The following is a 24,535-nucleotide window of genomic DNA, read 5'->3' as shown; positions in this document are numbered from 1 at the left end:
ATGAAATATATAAAAGTTAACAAATTAACAGTGCTTTTAGCCTTTCTAGGTACTGTACTTATTGGTTGTTCAGACGAACTAGACCAACCTGAATTAAACAATAATTTTGCCGGCGGAACAGATTTCTCTCAGACCGATGATATGATTTTATCACTAATAGGGGTTTACCAATCCGTTGCAGATAGAGGTTGGGAACAGCCATTGGTAGTTGCTACAAGAGGTGATGATGTTAATGCCGCAGGAGACCAACAAGGCCTAAAAAATCAAGATCGCTATGTGTATGACAATTCCTTCTTTGGTTCTAGAACCTTATGGGAAACGTATTATGGAGATATCATAGGTGCCCATACGGGTATGGAACAGATAGAAAGATATATGGAGTTTGCCGATGATGAAGGTATCGCCTTGGGCAATCAATATATCGCAGAAGCTAAAGTTTTAAGAGCCGTGCTTCTATTTCAATTATCACAGGTATATGGATCGGTATTTATTCCAACTTCATCGAATCTTAACGATTTTGCAGATGTAACATCGGTACCAAGTAAAGATGAAGTAATGCAACACATTTCTGATCAAATGGACGAAGCAATACCTTTCTTACTTGACCTAAGACCAAACGAACGTACTGACTTACCTGGTGGAGTAACTAAATACACTGCTTTAATGATAAAGGCGGAAGCAAATCAAGAACTGGAGAATTACCAAGCCGTTGCAGATGCTGCAGGTGAGATTATTGCTTCGGGAAAATTCACATTGTTTCCTGATTATTATGAGCTATTCAAAACTCCGGGTAAACTTAGCGATGAAAATTTATTCGAATTTCAATATTCTGATTTTGGAAATGGTGAAGGCGATAGAGTAAGTCATTTATATGCTCCTTATGGTCCAAACTCATGGAATCCAGAAGTTGATGGCTCAAGTAACGGATGGGGATTTTTTGAGCCTAGCTTAAAATATGTTGAATTTATGCTTGACAGAGGCGAAACCGAACGATTAGAAACTTCTGTTTTCTTTAGCCAAAAGGGTATTGATAGTTTAATTGCTTCTACACCTTACACCATAGAAACTTTACCCTCATTTGTTTCTCCAATTACAAGAGATGGGGATGAAAATACATCAACCGTGCGGTCCATATTTTCTAGCGGTAAACACTACTTACCTACCAATCAATTAATACCTGGCCGTACGGCTTATGGCAGTAACAAGAACAACATTGTTTTTCGTTACTCTGAAACATTGTTAATGTATGCCGAAGCTCTAGTTCAAGGTGCAAATAATTCTGTAATGACTGCAGATGAGGCAGTAAACCAAGTTAGAGCAAGAGCAAATATGGCACCTTTAAGCGGAGTAACACTTGACCAGATCGTAGATGAAAAGTATGCCGAACTTTCAATGGAATGGGGAAAACGCTTTTTTGATATGGTTAGATTGGGTAGATACGATGAACTAAGTTTTGATGGTAGAACATTTACCGAAGACAAGGCTTTTGTAACCTATCATCAAGATCAAATCGACGAGTTTCCAATATTAGGTGAAATAGCTAACTAAAAACGAACAACAATGAAACATTTTAAAAACATAATTACTTTTTTGTTGGCTACCTTTCTTTTGGTTGCCTGCGAAGATGGTATCGATTCACTTACCGAAGTTGATCCTGGTGCAGATGAAACGGCTCCTAGTATCACCATTACTTCACCTACAGAAGGATTAGCGGTAAAAGTGAACGAAGAACTAGCAACCATTACCATAAAATTTGAAGCTAAGGATGATATTGAGTTGGCTTCGGTCAATGTTGCTTTAGATGGAACTACTATTAAAAGCTATTCTAATTTTCTGGATTACAGAAGATTGGTTGTAGATGATTTGGTTTACGACCAACTAGCGGACGGTGATCATGTTCTTACCGTAACCGCAACTGACCTAGATGGTAAAACAACAAACGGCATGGTCAACTTTACAAAAGAACCTGCCTATGTTTCCAAATATCCAGGTGAAATTTTATACATGCCTTTTGATGGTGCCTATGTTGATTTGATCAGTTTTGAAGAAGCTGAAGAATTTGGAAGTCCATCCATAAGTGAAGATAATATTGAAGGTGATGGTTCATACCAAGGTGCTACGGATACTTATTTAACATTAGATTCCGAGCGTTTCAAAAATGCCGAATTCAGTGCTATTTTCTGGATGAAAATAAATAGCACCCCAGACCGTGCCGGTGTATTGACCTTGAGTCCGCCATTAATTAACGGCGCAGACAACGACCTTTCTAAAGGTTTTAGATTTTTCCGCGAAAATGCAAACGGAATGCAACGCTTTAAACTAAATGCAGGTACAGGTACAGATGGTACTTGGTTTGATGGTGGCGAGGCTGCAGATGTAGACCCTACTATTGGAGAATGGGTAAACTTCGCATTTACCATTTCAGGTTCAGAAGCTGTAGTTTATATAGACGGTCAAATTGCTAAAGAAGGAGCTTTCGCCGGTATTGACTGGACAGATGTTAATGTACTTTCCATTATGTCTGGCGCACCTAACTTTACAGCGTGGGGTCACTTGTCAGATGAAAGCTTATTGGACGAACTTCGTATTTTCAACAGAGCAATTTCTCAAGAAGAAGTTCAACAAATAATGGCTGACGATTCAGGTGAATTTGTTTCTTCCTACCCTCCTACTTTCGACGGTGAAATGTTCTATATGCCTTTTGATGGCACTTACAACGAACGTTTTAGAGACATTGACGCTACCGTTGTAGGTACACCTGGTTATGCCGGTGAAAGTGTAGAAGGTGATAATGCCTATGCCGGTGCAACAGATTCTTATTTAACGTTTCCAACGAATGAATCCGGCGCGCTTACTACAGAGGAATTTAGTGCCACTTTATGGTATAAATTGAATGCAGACCCAACAAGAGGTTCCATTTTAGTTATGGGTCCTGAGGATGTAGATAATGCTGGGTATCCTGATGTACAGAACAAACGCACAAATGGATTCAGATTCTTTAGGGAAGGTGATGAAACAAGACAGGTATTCAAATTAAATGTGGGTAATGGTGACGGTGAATCTTGGTTTGACGGTGGCGATGTAGCTGCATTAGACCCTACTGCTACAGAATGGGTACACTTGGCATTTACCATCTCCGGTACCGAATGTGTAGTCTATTTTGACGGTGAAATAGTATCACAAGGTGATTTCACGGGCGTAGATTGGACAGGATGCGATATTTTATCCATCGGTTCAGGTGCACCACGTTTTACAGAATGGGGTCACGGCTTTGACCTAAGCTTCATCGATGAGCTTAGATTATATAACAAAGCGTTGAGCCAACAAGAAATTCAAGATATAAGACAAGCAGGTCTTTAAGCACAATAGTAGTTTAGTTTAATTCAGTTAATGTAGTAGATTTTTATGAGGTTATTTTTAATTTCAATGACCATTGCAACTTTGTTAGTGGGTTGTAATGGTCAATCCTCTAAGTCCAAACTTAGAGATCAAGACAAGCAAAAAGAAGATATAAAATTAACGGATGAACAATTATTAGATTCCGTTCAAAAACAGACGTTTAATTATTTTTGGGAAGGTGCCGAACCAACATCAGGGCTGGCAAGAGAAAGAATTCATTTAGATGATATTTACCCAACTCATGACAAGGATATTATCACCATTGGTGGTTCAGGTTTTGGTGTCATGGCAATTTTAGTAGGAATTGAAAGAGAATTCATAACGCGTGAAATGGGTCTTGAACGACTTGAAAAAGCAGTAGATTTTCTTGACAATGCCGATCGTTTTCATGGTGCTTGGCCACACTGGCTCACCCCAGATGGTAAAATGACGCCATTCAGTAAAAAAGATAACGGTGGTGATTTAGTTGAAACCGCATTCCTCATTGAAGGATTATTGACCGTGAAAGAATATTTCAAGGACGGAAATGATCGAGAGCAAGCACTGGCGCAACGTATACAAATACTATGGGAAGAAGTAGAATGGGATTGGTATACAAAAGGTGAAAATGTACTGTATTGGCACTGGTCTCCAGAATATGAGTGGGATATGAACTTTCCTGTTGGTGGTTACAACGAAGCATTGATTATGTACATTCTGGCAGCGGCATCTCCAACACATCCTATTTCCAAAGAAGTTTATGACCAAGGTTGGGCTAGAGATGGAGCAATCACAAAAGACACTACTTATTATGGGTTACCAACTATTTTAGACCATTATGAAAGTGATGCTTCACCCGTAGGTCCTATGTTCTGGGCTCACTATTCTTATACAGGTTTAAATCCGAAAGGACTAAAAGACCAATATGCAGATTACTGGGAATTGAATCGTAATCATACTATGATACAATACAAGTATGCCGTTGATAACCCTAAGAATTTCAAAGGATACGGAGAAGACCTTTGGGGGCTTACATCCAGCTATTCTATTAAAGGATATGACGGACATAGACCAGATAGGGATATCAGCGTTATTTCGCCAACTGCAGCTCTTTCTTCCATGCCATATGCACCTAAAGAGAGCATGGCATTTTTAAGAAATCTGTATACGAATCACGATACACTGGTTGGTAAATACGGTCCATATGATGCTTTCAGCTTAGAAGAAAATTGGGTATTGCCAAGGTATTTGGCTATCGACCAAGGTCCTATACCGGTAATGATTGAAAACCATAGAAGCGGACTATTCTGGATGCTATTTATGACCAATAAAGATGTCGTTAAGGGGTTAGATAAATTAGGGTTTTCTGTAGCATCACCAAAATGAAGGGCATAAATCGACATAGGCATCAAAAGCAAATACTCCAAAAAGTGTTCGTAGTATTCTTAGGAATCTTAACGATGACGGTAATGGCGTGTTCCTCATCTGAACCCGATGCCCCAACGGGCGAATCTGAACTTCCGGAAACTCCGAACGTACCGGAACCTGAAGTACCAGAAATTTCAGATGAAGAACTTTTAGACCTTACTCAACAAGAAACCTTCAAATACTTTTGGGATTATGCAGAAGCTAATTCGGGTGCAGCTCGTGAACGTTTTCATCCCAACGAACCATCAAACGACCCTAACACCGTAAGTATTGGTGGTACAGGTTTTGGTTTAATGGCTTTGATTGTAGGAGTAGAAAGAGGTTTTATAAGCAGAAACGAATCAGTAGAACGTATTGATCAAATCTTAAGTTTTTTGGCATCTGCCGATCGTTTTCACGGTGCGTGGCCACACTGGTTAGATGGCACCAATGGTACCGTTAGACCTTTTAGCGAAATGGATAATGGTGGCGACCTTGTAGAAACCGCATTTTTGGCACAAGGCTTGATCTGTATTAAAGAATATTTTAAAGATGGTGACGAAACCGAAAAGTCATTAGCGAATAAAGCTGACACCCTTTGGAAAGGTGTTGAATGGAATTGGTACACGCAAAATAAAAATAGCCTGTATTGGCATTGGAGTCCTAATTTTGGTTTTGATATCAATCTAGAATTGAAAGGATATAATGAAGTAATGATTACTTACGTAATGGCTGCCGCTTCACCAGATTTTTCTATTGAAAAAGAGGTATATACCAATGGCTGGGCATCTAACGGGGCTATAAATGATGCTAGTAGTGCATATAACATTCCATTAGTGGTAGATCATGCAGGAAATTCCCCTAATGGCGGACCATTATTTTTTTCGCACTACTCTTATTTAGGACTCAAGCCACAAAATTTGAACGATGAATTCGTCGATTATGGTGCTGCGGCCATCAACCATGCTAAAATCAATTATCTGTACTGTGTAGAAAATCCTAAAAACTTCATCGATTATGGCGAAAATTGCTGGGGATTGACGGCAAGTTATTCTAGAAATACTGATAGTACTTTGGGTTACAATGCACATAGCCCAAGTAATGACACAGGTGTAATATCACCAACAGCAGCTATAAGCTCCATTCCCTATACTCCAGACGAATCTCTAAAAGCGCTACGCTATTTTTATCAGCATAAAGATAAATTATTAGGTCCGGCAGGATTTTATGATGCTTTTAGTCCGCAAAACAACTTTTGGGTTGCTAAAGCTTATTTGGCGATTGACCAAGGACCTGAAATCATAATGATAGAAAATTACAGAAGTGGTCTACTTTGGAATCTTTTCATGCAGAATGAAGACATTCAAAACGGTCTTGACAAACTAGGTTTTACGTATGAAAAATAAACACTTACTTCTCGCCTTTATTTTTATATGCAGCTTTACAGCTTTCGCACAGGATACCAATTTATTTGAAAAGAAAGCATTGATCGTAAAAGGTGATACGTTGCCATATCGAATGCTATATCCTGAAAATTTTGACGCGCAAAAAACATATCCGTTAATCTTATTTTTACATGGTGCGGGGGAAAGAGGCAATGACAACCAAAAACAATTAACACATGGTAGTTCACTATTTCTTGACCAAAACAATAGAACCAAATTTCCTACAATTGTGATTATGCCACAATGTCCTAAAGATGATTATTGGGCACAGGTAAACGTAGATCGTAGCAACTACCCTATTCAATTAGATTTTCAATTTAAAAAAGGACCAACCAAAGCAATGGACCTTGTGCTGCAATTATTGAGCAATTATGAAAAAGAAGACTTTGTAGATAAAAGCAAAACTTATGTCATGGGACTTTCTATGGGCGGTATGGGCACCTATGAACTTTTGGCAAGGCAACCAGACCGTTTTGCTGCCGCAATAGCCATATGTGGCGCGGGCGATCCAACTTACGCAACAAATTACGCGAAGAAAATTCCTCTATGGGCATTTCATGGTGCTCATGATAACGTTGTTGCCCCATTACAAACAATGGAAATGGTTAGTGCTTTACTACATGAGGGAGCTTTCCCCCGGCTTACCTTATATGACTTTGCCAACCATAATAGTTGGGACCCTGCTTTTGCAGAACCAGATTTATTACCATGGCTTTTCTCTAACTCTTTGAACAAAGAATAAAAAGTCACTAAACCCGATATTTATGACTCACACGTATAAATTACTACCATTACTACTATTGTCGTTTGCCATTTTTAAAATGTCTGCGCAAGAAACCATACCTGAAGTTGAAGCATTATTGAGCGAAATGACTTTAGATGAAAAAATAGGACAACTAAATCTATTGACACCTGGTGGCGGTATCGCCACAGGCTCTGTAGTAAGCGAAAATGTTGAGGCAAAAATTAAAGCCGGACAAGTAGGTGGTTTGTTTGGTGTGTCAGGACCAGAGAAAGTTAGGCAGGCTCAAGAAATAGCCATAAAAAATTCGAGATTAAAAATTCCGTTATTAATAGGTTCCGATATTATTCATGGTTATAAGACCACCTACCCTATTCCACTTGGTGTGGCTTCTAGTTGGAATATGGAATTAATTGAAAATGCCGCAAAAATGGCAGCAAAAGAAGCTACCGCAGATGGTATTAACTGGAATTTTTCGCCAATGGTAGATATATCCCGTGATGCCAGATGGGGAAGAATTTCTGAAGGTTCCGGCGAAGACCCATATTTAGGATCGGCTATTGCAAAAGCAATGGTGAAAGGTTACCAAGGTGACGATTTAAGTAAATCGCACACCATGATGGCCACGGTAAAACACTTGGCTCTTTACGGTGCCGTAGAAGCTGGTCGCGATTATAATTCTGTTGATATGAGCAAGGTGAAAATGTACAACCAATACCTACCACCGTACCAAGCGGCAGTAGATGCAGGTGTTGGTAGTGCCATGACATCGTTCAACGATATTGATGGTATACCCGCAACGGGAAACAAATGGTTGATTGCAGACTTATTAAGAAAGCAATGGGGCTTTAAAGGTTTTGTTGTATCAGATTATACTTCTGTAAATGAAATGATGGCTCACGGATTGGGAGACCTGCAAGCTGTTTCAGCTCAATCACTGAATGCAGGACTAGATATGGATATGGTAGGCGAAGGTTTTTTGACCACACTCAAGAAATCTGTACAAGAAGGAAAAGTAACCGAAGAAGCCATCACCATTGCCTGCAGAAGAATTTTAACCGCAAAGCATCAATTGGGACTGTTTGATGACCCTTATAAATATTCAGATACCTCTAGACCGGAAAAAGACATTCTTACTGCTGAAAATAGATTAGCAGCGAGAAAAACTGCAACGCAATCTTTTGTACTTTTAAAGAACGAAAACAATGTTCTTCCATTACAAAAGGATGCCAAAATTGCATTAGTTGGTCCATTGGCGAACGACAAAAATAATATGTTGGGTACATGGGCTCCTACGGGTGACCCTCAATTATCAATTCCTGTGTTGGAAGGTTTAAAAAATGTAGCTCCTAATTCTCAAATAAGTTACGCCAAAGGCGCAAATATCACCAATGATACGGAGCTCGCCAAGCGTGCCAATGTTTTTGGACTACGAGTAGACATCGATACAAGAACTCCTGATACAATGCTTTCAGAAGCTTTGAGAAATAGTAAAGATGCAGATGTAATCGTTGCAGTCGTCGGGGAAGCTTCAGAATTTGCCGGGGAAGCTGCAAGCAGAACAGATATATCAATACCACAAAGCCAAAAGAAATTGATACATGCTTTAGTGGAAACTGGAAAACCGGTAGTACTGGTTTTATTTAGCGGTAGACCATTAACCATTTCCGAAGAATTTAACTTGCCAGTTAGCATTCTCCAGGTTTGGAACCCCGGTGTTGAAGCTGGAAATGCCATTGCCGATGTGCTTTTTGGAGATTACAATCCGTCAGGGAAACTTACGGCAAGTTGGCCTAGGAATGTTGGTCAAATTCCCATTTACCATAGTATGAAAAATACAGGTAGACCAGCACCCACACATCAATTCGAAAAATTTAAATCCAATTATCTCGATAGTGAAATTTCTCCTTTATTCCCATTTGGTTATGGTTTAAGCTATACCTCTTTTGAATACAGTGAAATTACTTTAGATAAGAACATCCTAAAACAAGGTGAGTCAATAAATGTTTCAGTTAAAGTGAAAAATACGGGAGACTTTGATGGAGAAGAAGTGGTACAACTATACCTAAAAGATGAGGTTCGTAGTATTACTGCACCCGTAAGACAACTAAAGGGATTCCAAAAAATATTTCTAAAAAAAGGAGCATCAAAAACTGTTACCATTACCTTATCGGCAAATGATTTAAAATTCTACAACAGCGAATTAAAATTTGTGGCTGAACCAGGGAAATTTAAGGTGTTCGTTGGTGGAAATTCCAATGCTGAGATGTCTGCTGAATTTGAACTGGAATAAATCTTCGATCCATCATTTAAAATGAAATTGAAATCAACTATGCGAATAGGTATTCTAACGCTTATAGGGTTATTGACCATTGCTTGTAACACCAAAATAAATACGAGTAAAAAGACTGCACAAAAACCCAATATCGTGTTTATTATGGCAGATGATCATGCCGTACAGGCAATTAGTGCCTATGGTCATCCCATCAGTAAATTAGCACCTACACCGAATATTGATAGACTTGCTAAAAATGGGGTACTATTCAATAATAGTTTCGTTACCAACTCAATTTGTGGTCCTAGTAGAGCAGTTATCCTAACTGGAAAACATAGCCATATAAACGGGTTTAGACAAAACGGAGATCACTTTAATGGCAGTCAGCCTACATTACCTAAAATGCTGCAGCAATCTGGTTATAACACCGCAGTGTTCGGTAAGTGGCATTTGCATGGTTACCCAGAAGGATTCGATCACTGGAAAATTATCGTTGACCAAGGAAACTATTATAATCCCGACTTTATTGAAAATGGAGATACTACACGTATAGAGGGTTATGCGACTGATATTATTACTGAAGATGCCTTGAATTGGTTAAAATATAATAGAACCGATTCTCTTCCTTTTTTCTTAATGGTACAGCATAAAGCTCCTCATAGAAATTGGATGCCAGCCTTACGTCATGTCAAATTGTATGATTCTGTACAATTTCCACTACCTGATAGTTATTTCCCTGAATTCAACAAACAATGGGCTGCGAAAGAACAACTTCAGACCATTTATAAAGATATGTATGAAGGTCATGATTTAAAAATGTCGACAGCTTATGGACAGACAGAACTTGCCAATAACCCATGGACAACTGACTTTGATAGAATGACATCTGAGCAACGATTGACTTGGGATGCAGCTTACTTAACGAAAAACAATGCTTTTCATAAAGCAAAATTAACTGGTAAAGAATTGGCTATTTGGAAAGGCCAACGCTATATACAGGACTACATGGCAACAATTGCTGCTGTTGATGAAGGAGTAGGTGAAATTCTTGATTATTTAGAAAAGAGTGGCTTAGATAAAAATACATTGGTTGTATATACTTCTGATCAAGGTTTTTGGATGGGCGAAAATGGCTGGTTTGATAAGCGTTTTATGTACGAAGAATCTTTTAAAACTCCTTTATTAATGCAACTACCTGGAACCATTAAGCCTGGTGCCAAAATTGAAGCGATGGTTCAAAACTTAGATTTTGCACCAACCTTTTTAGACCTTACGGGGTTTGCAAATTTGAACTCAGAAATGCAAGGAGAATCTTTTTTAGGATTATTAAACGGCACTTTAAACGAACAGGATTTCAGAGACGTTGTTTATTATCATTACTATGACTACCCTGCTTTCCATATGGTAAAGAAACATTATGGTATTAGAACAAAACGCTACAAACTAATTCATTTTTATGATGATATAGATACTTGGGAACTATATGATTTGGAGAAAGACCCGAATGAAAAAAACAATGTAATTATCAACCCCTATTATAAAAATACACTATCGGTTATGCAGCATAAATTAGATAGTGTCCAAAAAGGATATGGCGTCACCAAAACTGAATTTATGAAAACATCCAAGGAAGAGGTGAATAAAGCATACAATCAATTTAAGAGATTAAGAGGTGTCCCTGCATTTCACTAAATATTCTATGATAACATTTATAAACCGATATTCTTTAATCTTGCTTATAGTGTCATTAATTAATTGTTTAGTTTATAGGGCTATAGTAGAGAGGTCATATTAGAATTTATTCCTTTAAAATATCATTTAAAACAGACCCTGTAATTCTAACCTCCAATAGTTAAAAGCTCTCCCCATTGTGTAGTAAACCTAGGGCTTCTATGTTCTTTTATCAATGCCCATTCTTTGCTTCGATTACCTACGGTTGCTAACTTAATTTTATTCTTACCGTACTTCCCGTTTAAATTATCCATCAGTTTTGTAATAGCATCGCTCTCACTTTTATGAGGATTATAGAACAGGTTAGTTTGCACTTCATTTTTATGAACCAAATGAACTAGGTTCACCCCTACTTTTTTATAACGGTATCCCGGTTTAAATATCTGCTGTAACCCTTTTAAGGCTACCTTGGTCAGCTTAATGGTACTATCGGTAGGCGTATCTAAATTTAAGATAATTTTGTTTCTGTATTGCTTATCAATAGCACTGTGTTGGTTAGTTTCCAATGAAATTTCAATTTGAGAAGCAAGACTTTGTTGTTGCCTTAATAAGTCCGCAACTTCAGCTACATAAAAACTGCAGGCTTCCTCAATAAGTGAAAATTCGGTAAGTTTAAATCCAAATGATTTAGCAGTTCCAATACCTTTTTTAGCATTGGTAACGGTTTCCAATTCTAAACAGGGCACATTATTCAATTCTCTCCAAAGTCGCTCTCCTATTACCGTCATTTCTTTTCTTACCCAAGCAACGGGCATATTAGCAAAATCTAGAGCCGTATTTACATTTTTGTCTTGAAGACGAATAGCATGCTTCTTCCCTATTCCCCATATATCTTTCACTTTAAGATTTTTTAAAAGATACTGTCTCTTTTGTTCTGTATCTACCACATAAACATTATTGTTGGCTGCTATTTTTTTAGCGTACTTGTTCGCTAACTTAGAAAGTGATTTGGTCTTTGCTATACCTACACCTACCGGAATTCCTGTATTCTTTTCTACCGTATTTTTTATAGTATGTGCAATGGTATCATAGTTTGCGTTGTGCATACTACTTAAATCTACAAAGCTTTCATCTATGCTATATTCTTCAACTCTTGGAGAAAACATCATTAAGGTATCCATAACCCTCCTAGACATATCACTATACAAAGTATAATTAGACGAGAAATAGCTTACATTATTATCATCCAACAATTTTTTGATTTTAAATACGGGTTGGAACATGGGTATATCTGCCAATGCCTTGGCTTGCTTATTTGCTGCTATTATACAACCATCATTATTACTTAGAACTACTACCGGTTTATTTATTAAATCTGGTCTAAATACTTGTTCGCAAGAAGCGTAAAAACTATTGCAATCTACTAGTGCTATCATAATACAGGTTTTATAATATAAGTTATTACTCCCCAAATATTCAGTTCAGTATTAGAAGCGCTATCTATTTTAATTATCTTAAAACTATCATCTACTGTAGCTACAACAAGTTGTCCGATTTTTGGCGACAAAGATTTATCTACAATCAGTACATCGTTGCTTAAAACATTATTCTCTTTAAAGGAATTATCAATAACCCTAATAAAGAATGTGGAAGATGAATTTGAAACAAGTACTTCGTTCAAATCTATTCTTGGTTCACTATAATGTGTTGCAGGGCTAGAAAAACCGGTTTGTGTAGGTCTTTGTACCCTATGGTTATTTTCAGGTTTTTTTATTAAATGCTTATCTAATTCTATCATCAATTAGTTTTCTTTCTAAATTTATTTTCTTTCCCTTACCCAGTTATCAATTGGCACGTTCCAAAATCCAAGGACTGGCATTATATAGCAAATAATGCGCGATGGATATTTGTAATACAGGTTTACATCATGTGTGTCTGTTTCATATTCCACAAAAAAACCATCCATTGAAAGAGGTTTGCTTTCAAATAAGCCTACATCTTTTAAAGCACAATTATAGCGCTCTTTACCAATCTCTTTTAAGAGGGCCTTTATAACCTTAATATCATAATTTCTAAATACGGTTTTGGACATTTTCCAAATTTCGGGATATAATCCAAATAATATATACTATTTTTGATAATATTATTAACAACTAATAATTTTAATAAAAAAAGCCATCTCTAGGTGAGATGGCTAACCAAACTTAATCAGTAAACCCTTCAATAAATACGAAGAGTAATCAGAAACTGACGTAATATCTACAATTTTAATTATTGCAATTAATGATAATGGATAAAATATTAACTGAAATAGGTTAAAGCTGAGATAGCTGGGATTGATTTAAAACATCATCATTACTCTTTACAGTCAATTTTAAAACAGTTTAGACAATTTATATTAGCAGATAGATTATAAATTACCGAAGCCCACTAAATTGGGTAAATGAACATAACTTCTTAATCCATGCAAAAGAATACAACAACCATTACAGAATCTGTAACACTATTTTACAATGATTTCATTGAACAATTACCAGGTATTGGAATGGGAATACTACTTGTAATTTTAGGACTACTTCTTGGGACTTGGATTGGCGGTTTCGTTAAAAGAAAACTATCGGCAAGGACCGGTGACCCATTAATGAGTAAATTTTTAGGACAAGCCATTAAATACATACTCGTTATTATTGCTGTAATGTTGGCTTTGGAAGCTGCCGGTCTTGGTGCCATAGCTACTGGAATATTAACTGCTGCTGGTGCTAGCGCAGTAGTATTAGGATTTGCATTTAAAGATATTGGTCAAAACTTTATTGCAGGAATCATTATGGCATTTAGCAGACCTTTTGACGTTGATGATACCGTTCAAATAGATGACAATTTTGGAAAGGTAAAAGCTTTAGAATTCAGATATACAAAACTTAAGTCTTTCGATGGTAAAGATGTTTATATACCTAATAGTGATGTGTTGACAAAACCCGTTACAAATTACACAGAAGATGGTTTTTTTAGATGGGATTTTACAATTGGCATTGCTTATGAAGACAATATAGAAGGCGCAAAACAGACTGTTTTAAAGGCTTTGAAGAAAGAACCAAATGTAATTGAAGATGAAGAACATGAAAATTTTGTGATTGAAGATGAGCTTGCTACTAGCACGGTTAATTTGAAAGTATTTTTTTGGGTAGATACCAAAGACTTTAGGAGAATGGCACTTATAACTAAAGGTAATGTTGTTCGTAATGTAAAAGAAGAATTAGAAGCAGCAGGTTACTACATGCCTGCAGATATTCAAGAGATAAAATTATATGGCAAAGAATCTGAATTTCCTCTTAGAATTAACTCCCAAAAGAATAAATCTTAATTCTCTTTATCAATGAGCTCAACTCTTTATATAATGAAATTTTAAGTGCCTTTAGAAATTTAGCTTTGTAATCGAAATTCAATTTAGTAATATATAATAACTATATTTAATAACACCCACCTATATTCCAATTAACTATGCTCGTAAGTTTTGACCAAAATATCAAAGATGTTCAATCAATAACCATATTACCTACAATTCTTGATGTAATTAGCCAAACTACAGGTTTAGGTTTTGTAGCAGTTGCAAGGGTAACTGCAGAAAGATGGATTACTTGTGGTGTGCTCGATAAATTAAACTTCGGATTGAAACCGGGCGACGAGTTACAAATTGAAACTACTTTTTGTAGGGAAGTTAGACAAAATGACAAATTAGTTGTTATTGATCATGTGGAACAGAGCCCTGAATATGTTAATCATCCCATACCTATGCAATACGGGTTTCAAAGTTACATTTCTGTACCTATAATAACCAAAAGCGGTGAATTTTTTGGGACTTTATGTGCACTAGATCCACAACCTAATAAATTGAACAATTCCAAGATTATAGGAATGTTTACCATCTATGCAGAGCTAATATCCTTTCATTTAGATACGATTGAAAATTTACGCTTAAAGGATTTAGAAATTGAAAAAAAAGATTTTCAGTTAGAATCTTTTGATTTTGTATCCAGTCATGATCTTCAAGAACCTTTAAGAAAAATTCAAATGTTCACTAGTGTAATATTAGAAAAGAACAATTCTAGTCTCACAACTGATGTAACAAAATATTTAAAGAGTATTAAAAATGAATCGCAACGTATGCGCAACATACTAAATGATTTATTGGTGTTTTCTGAATTCAAGAAATCATCACAAAAATTCAAGAAAGTAAACTTAAACACTCTAGTTGAGAATATTCATCAAAGACTTTTAAAAGAGTTCTCTAAATGTAATGGTACAATTATCGTAGAGGATTTACCTACAGTCTCGGTTATGCCTGATCAAATTGAACAACTTCTATACAACCTAATTATTAATGCTATAACTTTCAAATCCGACGACTGTAGTCTTAAAATATCCATTAGCAGTAGAATCGAGAAAAGCAAAAATCTAAAATTCGATAAACTAGATTTAAATACTTCATATTGCGAATTGACTATTTCTGATAATGGAACCGGCTTTGACCCAAGGTATAATGAAAAAATCTTTGGTATGTTCAAACGCCTTGATTCTGAAAGATATTCTGAATCAACAGGGATTGGATTAGCCATAGCAAGGAGAATTACAGAAAATCACAAGGGATTTATAATTGCAAATGGTATTGTGGGTAAGGGAGCTACTTTTAAGGTCTATTTGCCCATGAAGCAATAAGTAAACGTTTCATATATAACACTTTATGAGCAATTGCGATGATATCGTAAAATCAACTTCCTTATTTTTTTATGTAATTATTCAAGTTTAATAGCCTCAACCAATGAATGCTACCAAAATTAATATTAACCCTATGTTTTGCCTTTATTTGGTCTAATTCATAGTTTTTTTAACAATATTAAATGCACTTAAAAGAAGAACTTAATAAACAACAGTTGAAAGCGGTTGAATTTGCCGGTAAGCATCTTCTGGTACTTGCAGGTGCCGGTACTGGTAAAACACGTACAATTATAGCTAGAGCTGCATATTTGATAGAGAACGGTGCAAACCCATCAAAAATTCAAATACTTACGTTTACCAAGAAAGCTGCCAATGAAATAGTAGAACGCGTAAAAGCAAGTTTACCACAATCTAATGGGCGTTCATTGAGCGGCGCCACCTTTCACTCTTGGTGCAATCAATTGATTATTAAATACCCTAATTTATTTGGTGCTGCCAGCTATACGGTTATAGACCCAGATGACCAGTTAGGCTTAATGAAGATGGTTTCAGGAAGTCATAGTGATGTCTATAGTAAACTTAGAATAAAACCACAGCAGCTATTAGATGTATATTCTTATGCGAGAAATACAAAAAAGAACTTGACTGAATCTATTCGTATTTTAATATATAAAGGCAAAGAAGATAAGGATACCGAATATGAGATAACGGCTATGAAACCTAATGTAGAAATTTTACTTAGGGCATATCAAAAGAAAAAAATGGAACAACGCTATTTAGATTATGATGATCTGTTATTAGTGGTATCCACACAGTTGAAAACAAACCCCGAAGCTAGAAAACTATTATCTCAAGATCTAGATTATCTTTTGGTTGATGAAATGCAAGATACCAACCCTTTACAGTGGGAATTGCTATCGCCCTTTATAGATATATGTAACTTATTTTGTGTTGGTGACGATGCACAATCAATCTATTCTTTTAGAGGAGCAGATTTTAAAAATGTTCATCAGTTTAAAGAACGTGTACCAAATTCTGAAGTATTTAAACTTGAAAAAAATTACCGCTCTACACAAGAGATATTAGACATTTCTAATTGGTTATTAGAAAAATCGCCAATAGATTATAAAAAAGAATTACAGTCCGTAAGAGGCGATGGTGAAGTTCCTTTACTACTGAATGTAAGTGATGAGTGGCAAGAGGCGAATTGGGTTGCCGATGAGATTTTAAAAAATTATACAGATGAAGACCGTCGCTTTTCAGACCACCTTATTTTATCTCGTTCTCAATATTATACAAAGACATTACAGGCAGTTTTCATAAGAAGAAAAATACCCTATGTAACCTACGGTGGAAGAAAATTTTTGCAAGCTGCACATATTAAAGATTTAGTGTCTTTACTTAGAATTGTTAATAACCCATATGATGAAATAGCTTGGGTAAGATTCCTGACTTTTTGGGAAGGTATAGGCGAAGTTAGAGCATCAAGAATTATGGCGGTTATAATTGCTGATGAAGGTAAAACGGATATCCCTACCCTTTTACAAGGCGCTATACCTGGAAAAGACGGAATTAAAATTGCCGAACTCTACAATGCTGTGCAAAAAGAAAAAGGAAAGGTTGGCAAAATGGTCGACATCGCTTATGATGCCATGTCATTAGGACTTGCGTTTAGATACCGAAAAGATTGGATTGAAAAGCGCAAAGGTGATTTCCCAGTTTTAAAACTTTTAGCGAATAGCTATTCAAGTTTAGGTGAATTTATAGGAGAAGGATTATTGGACAATGCAGAAAAAATGAACGGTGCACCTGTTCTAAGCGAGTCTCAATTAGAGACTGACGAAGAAAAAGATCATGTAATTATCTCTACCATCCACTCCGCCAAAGGCTTGGAAGCTGATGTTTGTATCGTTTTGAACGTGTCTCCAAAATCATTTCCTTCTGCTTGGTCATTAGATGATGTAGATGCTATAGAAGAAGACCGTAGAGTTTTATATGTAGCATTAACGAGGGCAAAAAACAGATTGATTATCACAAGGAATACAGCTTCTATTGCGGCTATTCATAAAAAATCTATACCATCAAATAATGGTCAACAATCAGATGATGCAGAAACTTATTTTTTGACAGCCATACCCGACGGATTAGTAAGACAAGAAACTATAGGGCATGATTTTAAAACTGTAAAAGACGCACCAGAACCCAACAAAATAGACCTGTCATCAGGAATGGACTTTAGCTAAAGGTTAGACATGCCAGAAAGAAAATTTGCCATTATCTCAATGACCACATTCGGTTATAAGCCAAATCCTTTAAGAATAGTACAATTAACTATTAGTAAGCTTAAAGGAAATTATTATGAACCTGTATTTAGCACCAATATAAATCCTGAAGAACGTATACCTAATTACATTCAGCAAAAAACAGGTTTATCCGATAGCCTTCTATTACAAGAACCTACATTCTCAGAAATCGCCATTACTATTCTTAAAGAACTAGAAGACCATATATTAGTGGGTCATAATGCATCATTTTTACATTATGCCCTACAGTCTGAGTTTAAATACTTGGGCTATTCATTTAAAATTCCTCAGCTATGCACATTACGCCTAGCTAAGAAGTTAATTCCTAATATGACCAATTATGAATTACCATATTTAACTAGTGTTTTAAACATTCCCTTTTTAGCTTCAAATGATATGAGTGATACTAATGTTTCAGTATCCATATTATTTCAAAGATTGATTTCACTAGACGAGAACGAAAAAGTCATCTCTAAATTTTTAGAGCCAAAGGTTGAGAAAGAGCATATAGCACCAAAAAATATTGAGTATCAAAAACTAAATGCACTACCCAATACTCCCGGTATTTATAAATTTCAAAATCAAGTTGGTGAAGTAATCTATGTGGGCAAGGCGAAGGATATTAAAAAAAGAGTGTTGAGTCATTTCTATAATTCTAGCGATAAAGAAATAGCACTTTGCAACGCTACTTACCATGTAGATTATGAACCCACGGGAAGTGAATTGATAGCATTATTGCGTGAAGCGGATTTAATAGATAAGCTAGACCCTCCTTTCAATTATATACAAAAGAAGAGTTATATCACTTATCATATTACACCTCAAAAAAATAAAAAAGGCGTACTTCAATTAAAAATTGAAAGAAGACCATTTCAACACTCCCCTACCGAAATATTCTTAAAGAGAGGAGACGCAATAAAACGCTTAATTGAACTTACTAAAAAGTTTAGATTATGTCCGTTACAAACAGGTTTAAAGAGCAAATTAGGAAGGTGTACCCATGATGAATACATGGAATGTGATGGTGTTTGCAGTGGAAATGAGGAAATTGGATTATATAACGTTAAGGTTGAAAAAGCTTTAGATTTTCTTAATAACGAAAATGACAATTATGTAGTTTTTGAAAAAGGTCGTTCTAAAGAAGAACGTAGTTTTGTTTTAATACTTCATGGTGTCTACCAAGGTTACGGTTTTCTTGACAATTCTCAATCTGTATCAAGTGTAGAAGATTTGAAAGATATGCTTGATCCGAAAAAACATTCTTACCATACTGCGATGATAATTTCAAGTTATACAAAACGAAATCCATGGAAAATAAAGCCCATAAACTCTTGACATTCTAACTAAATAAATTAAAGCTAGTTTATCAACAATAGTAGTTATAGTAAACTTCGTGTTCAAAAATCTGGAATAATTAGTACTTAGATTATTATATCTGGAAATTTAATTCATCTAAATAACTAACTTTTAAAATTGACCATAGAATCATGTAAGTACAATAAAGTCATTGCGCTTTGTATTTACTTTAGACAATGAATCTAATAACAGTTTTTTCAGCTCTTTATAAGAAGATGACTTTTTCAAAAATTGGTTAGCTCCATCTTGTTTGAGCTGGTTTACTTCCCTCTCCCTATATATTGATGAATAAGCGATGATATAAATATTCTTAAATTTCTTGAAATTTCTAATATCCATTAAACATTCAAATCCGTCCATAATGGGCATGTATAAATCTAAAAAGATGACTTCTGGCAATGTTTGATCAGAAAATAGCCTATCCATTAAATCTACTCCGTTATCAAAATGAGTCACTTGAGTATTTATAGGAATATCTTCTAAAGCTTCTTTAAAAAAGCTTAAATCATCTAAATCATCATCCGCTATATAAATATTTAAATCTTTCATCAGTTCTATTAAAACAAATACATCCTCTAAAATTATGAGGAAAACATTTAATAGTATTCGTCAATAAAATTGAATATTAACTCAAATGGTAACATATTCTAATATAAAAATAAATAGTTTTTTATATACCTAACTATTAAGTGAATATAAATACTTGGAATAATTAACTATTTCACAAGCACGTATGAGAAATTCACCAACCTCAGCTACATAGCATAATAGTTATCAATTAAAAAAAGGATAAGTATGTTATTTTGTAATCGCTTGTATCATATTTCTAGATATAGGTTTTTCATAATACCCATCTATTGCTCTATGATTCTTAGCTCTTTCTCTGTCTTTCGCATTAGTAAATGCAGACATTATAAAAATTTTCATTTGGTCTAAACTGCCGTTATAGCTTTGTAACTCATCTATAAACTCCCAACCAGTCATTTCAGGCATTATTAAATCTAGTAAAATGTAGTCGGGTATAGGTTTGTTCTCGTCCTTTAATTCAGTTAATAAATTAAGGGCTTCTGTTGCACTGTCACAGACATAGATCTGGGCATCAAAATTAGATTGTTGCACAGCGTACCTAGCGGTAAATTGCGATACCATATCATCATCAATCACCAAAAATACTTTACCCATCAATTTGTTCTTTAACTATAATCACTTAAACTACTAATATTAAATATACGCTAATACAGTTATCTAATTAACTTTTACTATAAATTTCATCGATAATCAATTTCAATAGTATGCAATTATATTTAAAAAAAGGGTTCCTTTAAAAAGGAACCCCATTCTCAGTTGTATTAATCTAACACTAACCATTAACAACTAAACCATACAACTGATATTTTTAATCAACTTTCGTTAAGTTATAAAATTTAAAATATATTCTTTACTCCTTTCAAAGTAGATTTTAATCTAATTGAGAAACTCAATCTAAAACTCTGGAATTTGAATACTAAAAATTAAATCCTACACTAAACAGAAAACGATTACCATCTCCTCCATGATAAAAACCTAGGTTTCCTGTCAATGCGCTAAAACCAGAAATCCAAACAGAACCACCAAAATCATTGTGCCACTTGGTAGAATTATCTTCATCTGTCCAAACACGACCATAATCAAAACCTGCGCTAACACCCAACTGTATAGGTACGAAATTTGTTCTAAATCTGGTAACGCCTACTCTTAAATCTGTACTTTGATAAAAAGAAGACTTGCCATTAAACCGTTCGTTTCTATATGCTCGTAAACTTTGATTGCCCCCTATAACCGCACCATGGTAAAATTCGTAATTATCCCCAATAATAGCTTCACCAGCAATCTTAGTGGCTATAACAGCTATACCACTTGGGTGTAAAGGATAAGTTAATGACAGTGATGGTTTTACATATCCAAAGCTATTGTCATATCCATTAACAGTAGCTGTATACCCTGTTACAATATTTGCTTGCATAGCCCTATTTGGAAAAGCAGGATCATTTTCATTTTTGTACTTATACCCAACCTCAGCAGTAGCATATAATTGCTCTTCATATACATCATTATCTGAAGAAAAAGATTGACCAACAAAGCGTTCATCATCATTACAAACATCAAAAGATTCTAGGGCTGACCTAAAATGGTAACTACTGCCAGCATTGGTATGGACCAAATAAGGAGAAACTTTCCACTGTGCAATGCGCACTCTATTAAAATCTCTATCTATTTCATTGTCATAAAAAGTATTATTACCCTCTCCAAAATAATTAGTTGTAAAATTTGGGCTAGCATATCTTAAATCGAAACCTAAATTCCAGTTATAAAAAACATGAGCAAATTCTGCATTATAATCAATTGCAAATCCGTTGGTGGCAAAGAAATACTCCCCTCCTATGGTATGTTGCGCCTTAAAAGGATCATTTGCCAAACCGTAAGTTGTAAAACGATTTTTTAATCCGATTCTAAATCCTGTGTCGCCATCGTAACCTAAACTCGGAAAAAGTATATTTTCATTGTACTTTCTCTTCGTATAATCATACGTATTGATGTCATATGAATCTGTTAACCATTTTTTAGATTTAGGATTAATAATAGTATTGTCCTTACTCTTATAATCATACAACTTTACTTTTTTTGTAGATTTAAAATCATAGATATCATCTTTCTTACCTCCTATAATTTTAATATCAATAAGCTTATCTCCTTCCCCGTTTACTGTAAACGTATCATTGCCATCTAAACCATAAACCCATATTTCTTTGGTTTCTTTAGAATTGTAGGTATTATTAAAGACTATAGAATCTTTTGAGATTGAGATATATGTATCTCCATTAGGTTTTCTAGTAATTAAGAATTCATCATCATCATCCGTACCAATAACAACTTCAAAATTGTTTAGATAATCATAATATGTTCTTACAATAGTTTGTAGTTTATCTCGTCTAGATTGCAAATTCCTTTTAATTTCCTCTATACTGTTATCTTGCGCAGCTTCAGGTAAAGATTTAAAGGCAACCTCTATATCTTCATCAGATAAATTTTCTTGAATATAGTCTACTTGTGCTTTCCAGTCATCCCAATCAGCATTTTTTATAAAAGCTTTATCTAAAGGATAGCCCGATAAATTAAACCACTTCTCATTCTTGATATCATCATTAAAAGTTTCCATTTTACGAAGCAATGGAAAAGCAAATTTCAACATACCAATTATTGGTCCGTCATATTTAGGAAAAGCTTGGTCCCAATCTCTAGGTATAGCTTCATATCTTTTTTTACCATCTTCAGTTTCAAACTGAGCCCAACGCCACTGATCTTGGTGTCTATCCCAATTACCCACTAACATATCAAATAAACGCGCACGAATAAAACTTGATTCGTCTACATATGAATCTTTAGATTCCATAAGTTCTAAGCGAAGGTCGGTAGTACTAATTATATCATCTGGGTTACCAAAGGTTTCAAAGCTTTTGTTTTCGTCCCCAACATGTTCCTCTAACATAAAAAGCGCATCGCCATAATCTTCATTGTAAATACCTAATCCTTTTTGCTTTGGCACATAATATATATTAGGATTTGCATGTAAGACATTTATGGATTCTGATAACTCGTTCATCGCAAATTGAGCATAAGGATGTGCTGTAGTATAAAAATCGAGCACATAACGCTCTGCGACGGTGTTTTTAAGATAATCTTCAACATAATGATGCTCTATAGCGTTTGTTTGTAAAAAACGTACTGCGCTCTTGCGCAGCGCTCTTAACGTATATTCATGGTCATTATCATCTATTAGGCGAAGAGACCTTGATTGTGTTCCGCCACCCTCTGAAATTGGTCTAACATTGTTGGGCAGTTCATCTATTTTCAAAACCGGTGCTTCAATTTCTTTACTGTAAAGGTCTCTAAAGTGATCGCCCCATACCCATTTATAAAATCCGCTTTTATCTGTTTCTTCTTTGGTATATATAGATGCCCTAGCTGTTGACCCATCAAATTCCTTAGGAAAAGAAACCTCATCAATAGTTAGTCGTTCCCTTTTAATCTTTTTGGTAAAGGCAACTTTAGAATCTCCATTTTTTAATTCAATTAAATCAACTACAGAACTACCATCTTTATACACAGTCAGTTTTGCATAACCGTTAATGGTAGATTCAAAATGTTCTTCTTTAGGCGCCCTTGCCTTTTCAGTTTTACCAACAGCTCCACTAATAATTTGTGGAATACCATCATCTTCTAAATATTGTAGATTACGGTCTTTGCCAGATACAAATATGACATCTTCGAATTGACTGGCAATTGTCTCTATCCTACCACGTAATATTCTATTCTCTTTATTCTGATAAGATTCTGGTGTAAATCCGCCCATTTTATTAATCATGGAAATTTTGGAATTACTCATTACAGGTTGGTATACCGCAACAATAACGGTTTTACCTTGACTATCCTTTAAATCATCTTTAAACTCTGCCAAAAACTGATCTCTAGTTTTATGCTCACATTTTTCGTTAATATATGGGTGATCATCCCAGTCTTCTAGATACCATTGAGAATCTACCATCTCTAATACCACATCATCATTAATAGTTTCCCGTTCAATAGGGCAACCGTCATTTGGCCAAAATTTAGCTTTGCTATTATCCTGTAAAAAAGATTCTAAATCGTCTATACTCTGTGGTGCATCTTTTACCCATTCATTCTCCCCTGGCGTTAAAATGACATTACCATTAAACTCATCCCAAATACTCATTAAAGGTTCTAGGTAAGACTTTACTTTTTCTTGCTTTTCTTTGTTAGAAGAAAAACCATCTTTATTTACGACATTCCCTAACAACAATAGCGTTGCCTCCTTATCATTTTTAGATGCTAAATTTATCTCTTCCAATATGTTCTTTGCATCAGAAAAAGAAACATTACCAACATTAGATGTAATATAGAATGAATGAGAAACTTCCTTTTCTATCTTTAAACCGTTAGCATCATTATCTTGAGAAAAAATAATACTACAACAAAGAATAAAAGTATAGGTAAAGAATATTTTACGCATGTATTAGATTTTATATTACGTGTTGATGAATTTACAGGGATAGATTGTATTCTATTTTAACTGAAAAAATATAGTCACAAAGTTAGATATCTACTGCGCATTCATTTAACTCAATAGGTTTTTTAAATAACTATAAAAAGCAACTACTGTTACTCATAATTTTGCCAAAGGTTTATG

17 protein-coding genes are annotated in these 24,535 nt (G+C 35.2%); 11 read left to right on the top strand and 6 right to left on the bottom strand.

Annotated features, from left to right (window positions below):
• Genes BM296_RS15825 through BM296_RS15795 form a run of 7 tightly spaced genes read left to right on the top strand, consistent with a single transcriptional unit; the run spans position 1 to position 10,939 of the window.
• A complete protein-coding gene (locus BM296_RS15825) occupies positions 1–1,548 on the top strand; it encodes a RagB/SusD family nutrient uptake outer membrane protein (protein WP_027066785.1) in 1,548 nt (515 codons plus the stop codon).
• 12 nt (positions 1,549–1,560) lie between these two features.
• Positions 1,561–3,360 (top strand): LamG-like jellyroll fold domain-containing protein, encoded by a 1,800-nt coding sequence (locus BM296_RS15820; RefSeq protein ID WP_091904392.1) that lies wholly within the window; start codon positions 1,561–1,563, stop codon positions 3,358–3,360.
• Between the two features lie 45 nt (positions 3,361–3,405).
• Positions 3,406–4,764 carry a glucoamylase family protein gene (locus tag BM296_RS15815; protein WP_091904390.1) on the top strand — a complete coding sequence of 453 codons (1,359 nt, stop codon included), beginning with the start codon at positions 3,406–3,408 and terminating at the stop codon, positions 4,762–4,764.
• Positions 4,761–6,191, top strand: coding sequence for a glucoamylase family protein (locus BM296_RS15810; RefSeq protein ID WP_245787036.1), 1,431 nt, complete (start codon positions 4,761–4,763; stop codon positions 6,189–6,191). The genes BM296_RS15815 and BM296_RS15810 overlap by 4 nt, the downstream gene beginning before the upstream one ends.
• Positions 6,181–6,972, top strand: a complete 792-nt coding sequence (locus BM296_RS15805) for a carboxylesterase family protein (protein ID WP_091904386.1) — start codon at positions 6,181–6,183, stop codon at positions 6,970–6,972. Before BM296_RS15810 ends, BM296_RS15805 begins: the two co-directional genes overlap by 11 nt.
• Before the next feature lie 22 nt (positions 6,973–6,994).
• Complete coding sequence (gene bglX / locus BM296_RS15800) at positions 6,995–9,265, top strand: beta-glucosidase BglX (protein ID WP_091904384.1); 2,271 nt, start codon at positions 6,995–6,997, stop codon at positions 9,263–9,265.
• Positions 9,266–9,286: 21 nt separating this feature from the next.
• Positions 9,287–10,939 carry a sulfatase family protein gene (locus BM296_RS15795; RefSeq protein ID WP_245787035.1) on the top strand — a complete coding sequence of 551 codons (1,653 nt, stop codon included), beginning with the start codon at positions 9,287–9,289 and terminating at the stop codon, positions 10,937–10,939.
• 146 nt (positions 10,940–11,085) lie between these two features.
• On the opposite strand, the gene BM296_RS15790 is transcribed toward BM296_RS15795, so the two are convergent.
• The 3 genes from BM296_RS15790 to BM296_RS15780 are packed head-to-tail and all read right to left on the bottom strand — an operon-like array spanning position 11,086 to position 13,010.
• A complete protein-coding gene (locus tag BM296_RS15790) occupies positions 11,086–12,354 on the bottom strand; it encodes a Y-family DNA polymerase (protein ID WP_091904382.1) in 1,269 nt (422 codons plus the stop codon).
• Positions 12,351–12,716 carry a S24 family peptidase gene (locus tag BM296_RS15785; RefSeq protein ID WP_091904380.1) on the bottom strand — a complete coding sequence of 122 codons (366 nt, stop codon included), beginning with the start codon at positions 12,714–12,716 and terminating at the stop codon, positions 12,351–12,353. The genes BM296_RS15790 and BM296_RS15785 overlap by 4 nt, the downstream gene beginning before the upstream one ends.
• Positions 12,717–12,737: 21 nt before the next feature.
• Complete coding sequence (locus tag BM296_RS15780; RefSeq protein ID WP_027066776.1) at positions 12,738–13,010, bottom strand: hypothetical protein; 273 nt, start codon at positions 13,008–13,010, stop codon at positions 12,738–12,740.
• A gap of 372 nt (positions 13,011–13,382) precedes the next feature.
• Between BM296_RS15780 and BM296_RS15775 the strand changes: the two genes are divergently transcribed.
• The 4 genes from BM296_RS15775 (at position 13,383) to BM296_RS15760 (ending at position 19,269) form a co-directional block, all read left to right on the top strand.
• Entirely contained in the window at positions 13,383–14,279 is an 897-nt protein-coding gene (locus BM296_RS15775; RefSeq protein ID WP_091904378.1) for a mechanosensitive ion channel family protein, read from the top strand.
• Between the two features lie 137 nt (positions 14,280–14,416).
• Complete coding sequence (locus tag BM296_RS15770) at positions 14,417–15,631, top strand: sensor histidine kinase (RefSeq protein WP_091904376.1); 1,215 nt, start codon at positions 14,417–14,419, stop codon at positions 15,629–15,631.
• Positions 15,632–15,813: 182 nt separating this feature from the next.
• Positions 15,814–17,874 carry an ATP-dependent helicase gene (locus tag BM296_RS15765; RefSeq protein WP_091904374.1) on the top strand — a complete coding sequence of 687 codons (2,061 nt, stop codon included), beginning with the start codon at positions 15,814–15,816 and terminating at the stop codon, positions 17,872–17,874.
• 9 nt (positions 17,875–17,883) lie between these two features.
• On the top strand, positions 17,884–19,269 hold the full coding sequence (locus BM296_RS15760) for an exonuclease domain-containing protein (RefSeq protein WP_091904372.1): 1,386 nt from the start codon (positions 17,884–17,886) through the stop codon (positions 19,267–19,269).
• A 150-nt stretch (positions 19,270–19,419) separates the two neighbouring features.
• Here BM296_RS15760 and BM296_RS15755 read toward each other — a convergent pair whose 3' ends face one another.
• The 3 genes from BM296_RS15755 to BM296_RS15745 all read right to left on the bottom strand — a co-directional run bounded on the left by BM296_RS15755 (position 19,420) and on the right by BM296_RS15745 (position 24,358).
• Positions 19,420–19,839 (bottom strand): response regulator, encoded by a 420-nt coding sequence (locus BM296_RS15755; protein ID WP_091904370.1) that lies wholly within the window; start codon positions 19,837–19,839, stop codon positions 19,420–19,422.
• Positions 19,840–20,088: 249 nt separating this feature from the next.
• Entirely contained in the window at positions 20,089–20,472 is a 384-nt protein-coding gene (locus tag BM296_RS15750; protein WP_091904368.1) for a response regulator, read from the bottom strand.
• Between the two features lie 322 nt (positions 20,473–20,794).
• Complete coding sequence (locus BM296_RS15745) at positions 20,795–24,358, bottom strand: BamA/TamA family outer membrane protein (protein WP_091904366.1); 3,564 nt, start codon at positions 24,356–24,358, stop codon at positions 20,795–20,797.
• Between the last annotated feature and the right edge of the window lie 177 nt (positions 24,359–24,535).

The organism is Maribacter stanieri (assembly GCF_900112245.1).
GTDB classification, from domain to species: domain Bacteria; phylum Bacteroidota; class Bacteroidia; order Flavobacteriales; family Flavobacteriaceae; genus Maribacter; species Maribacter stanieri.
The sequence above is the reverse complement of the archived record's forward strand: the minus strand, read 5'-3'. Positions and strand labels throughout refer to the sequence as shown.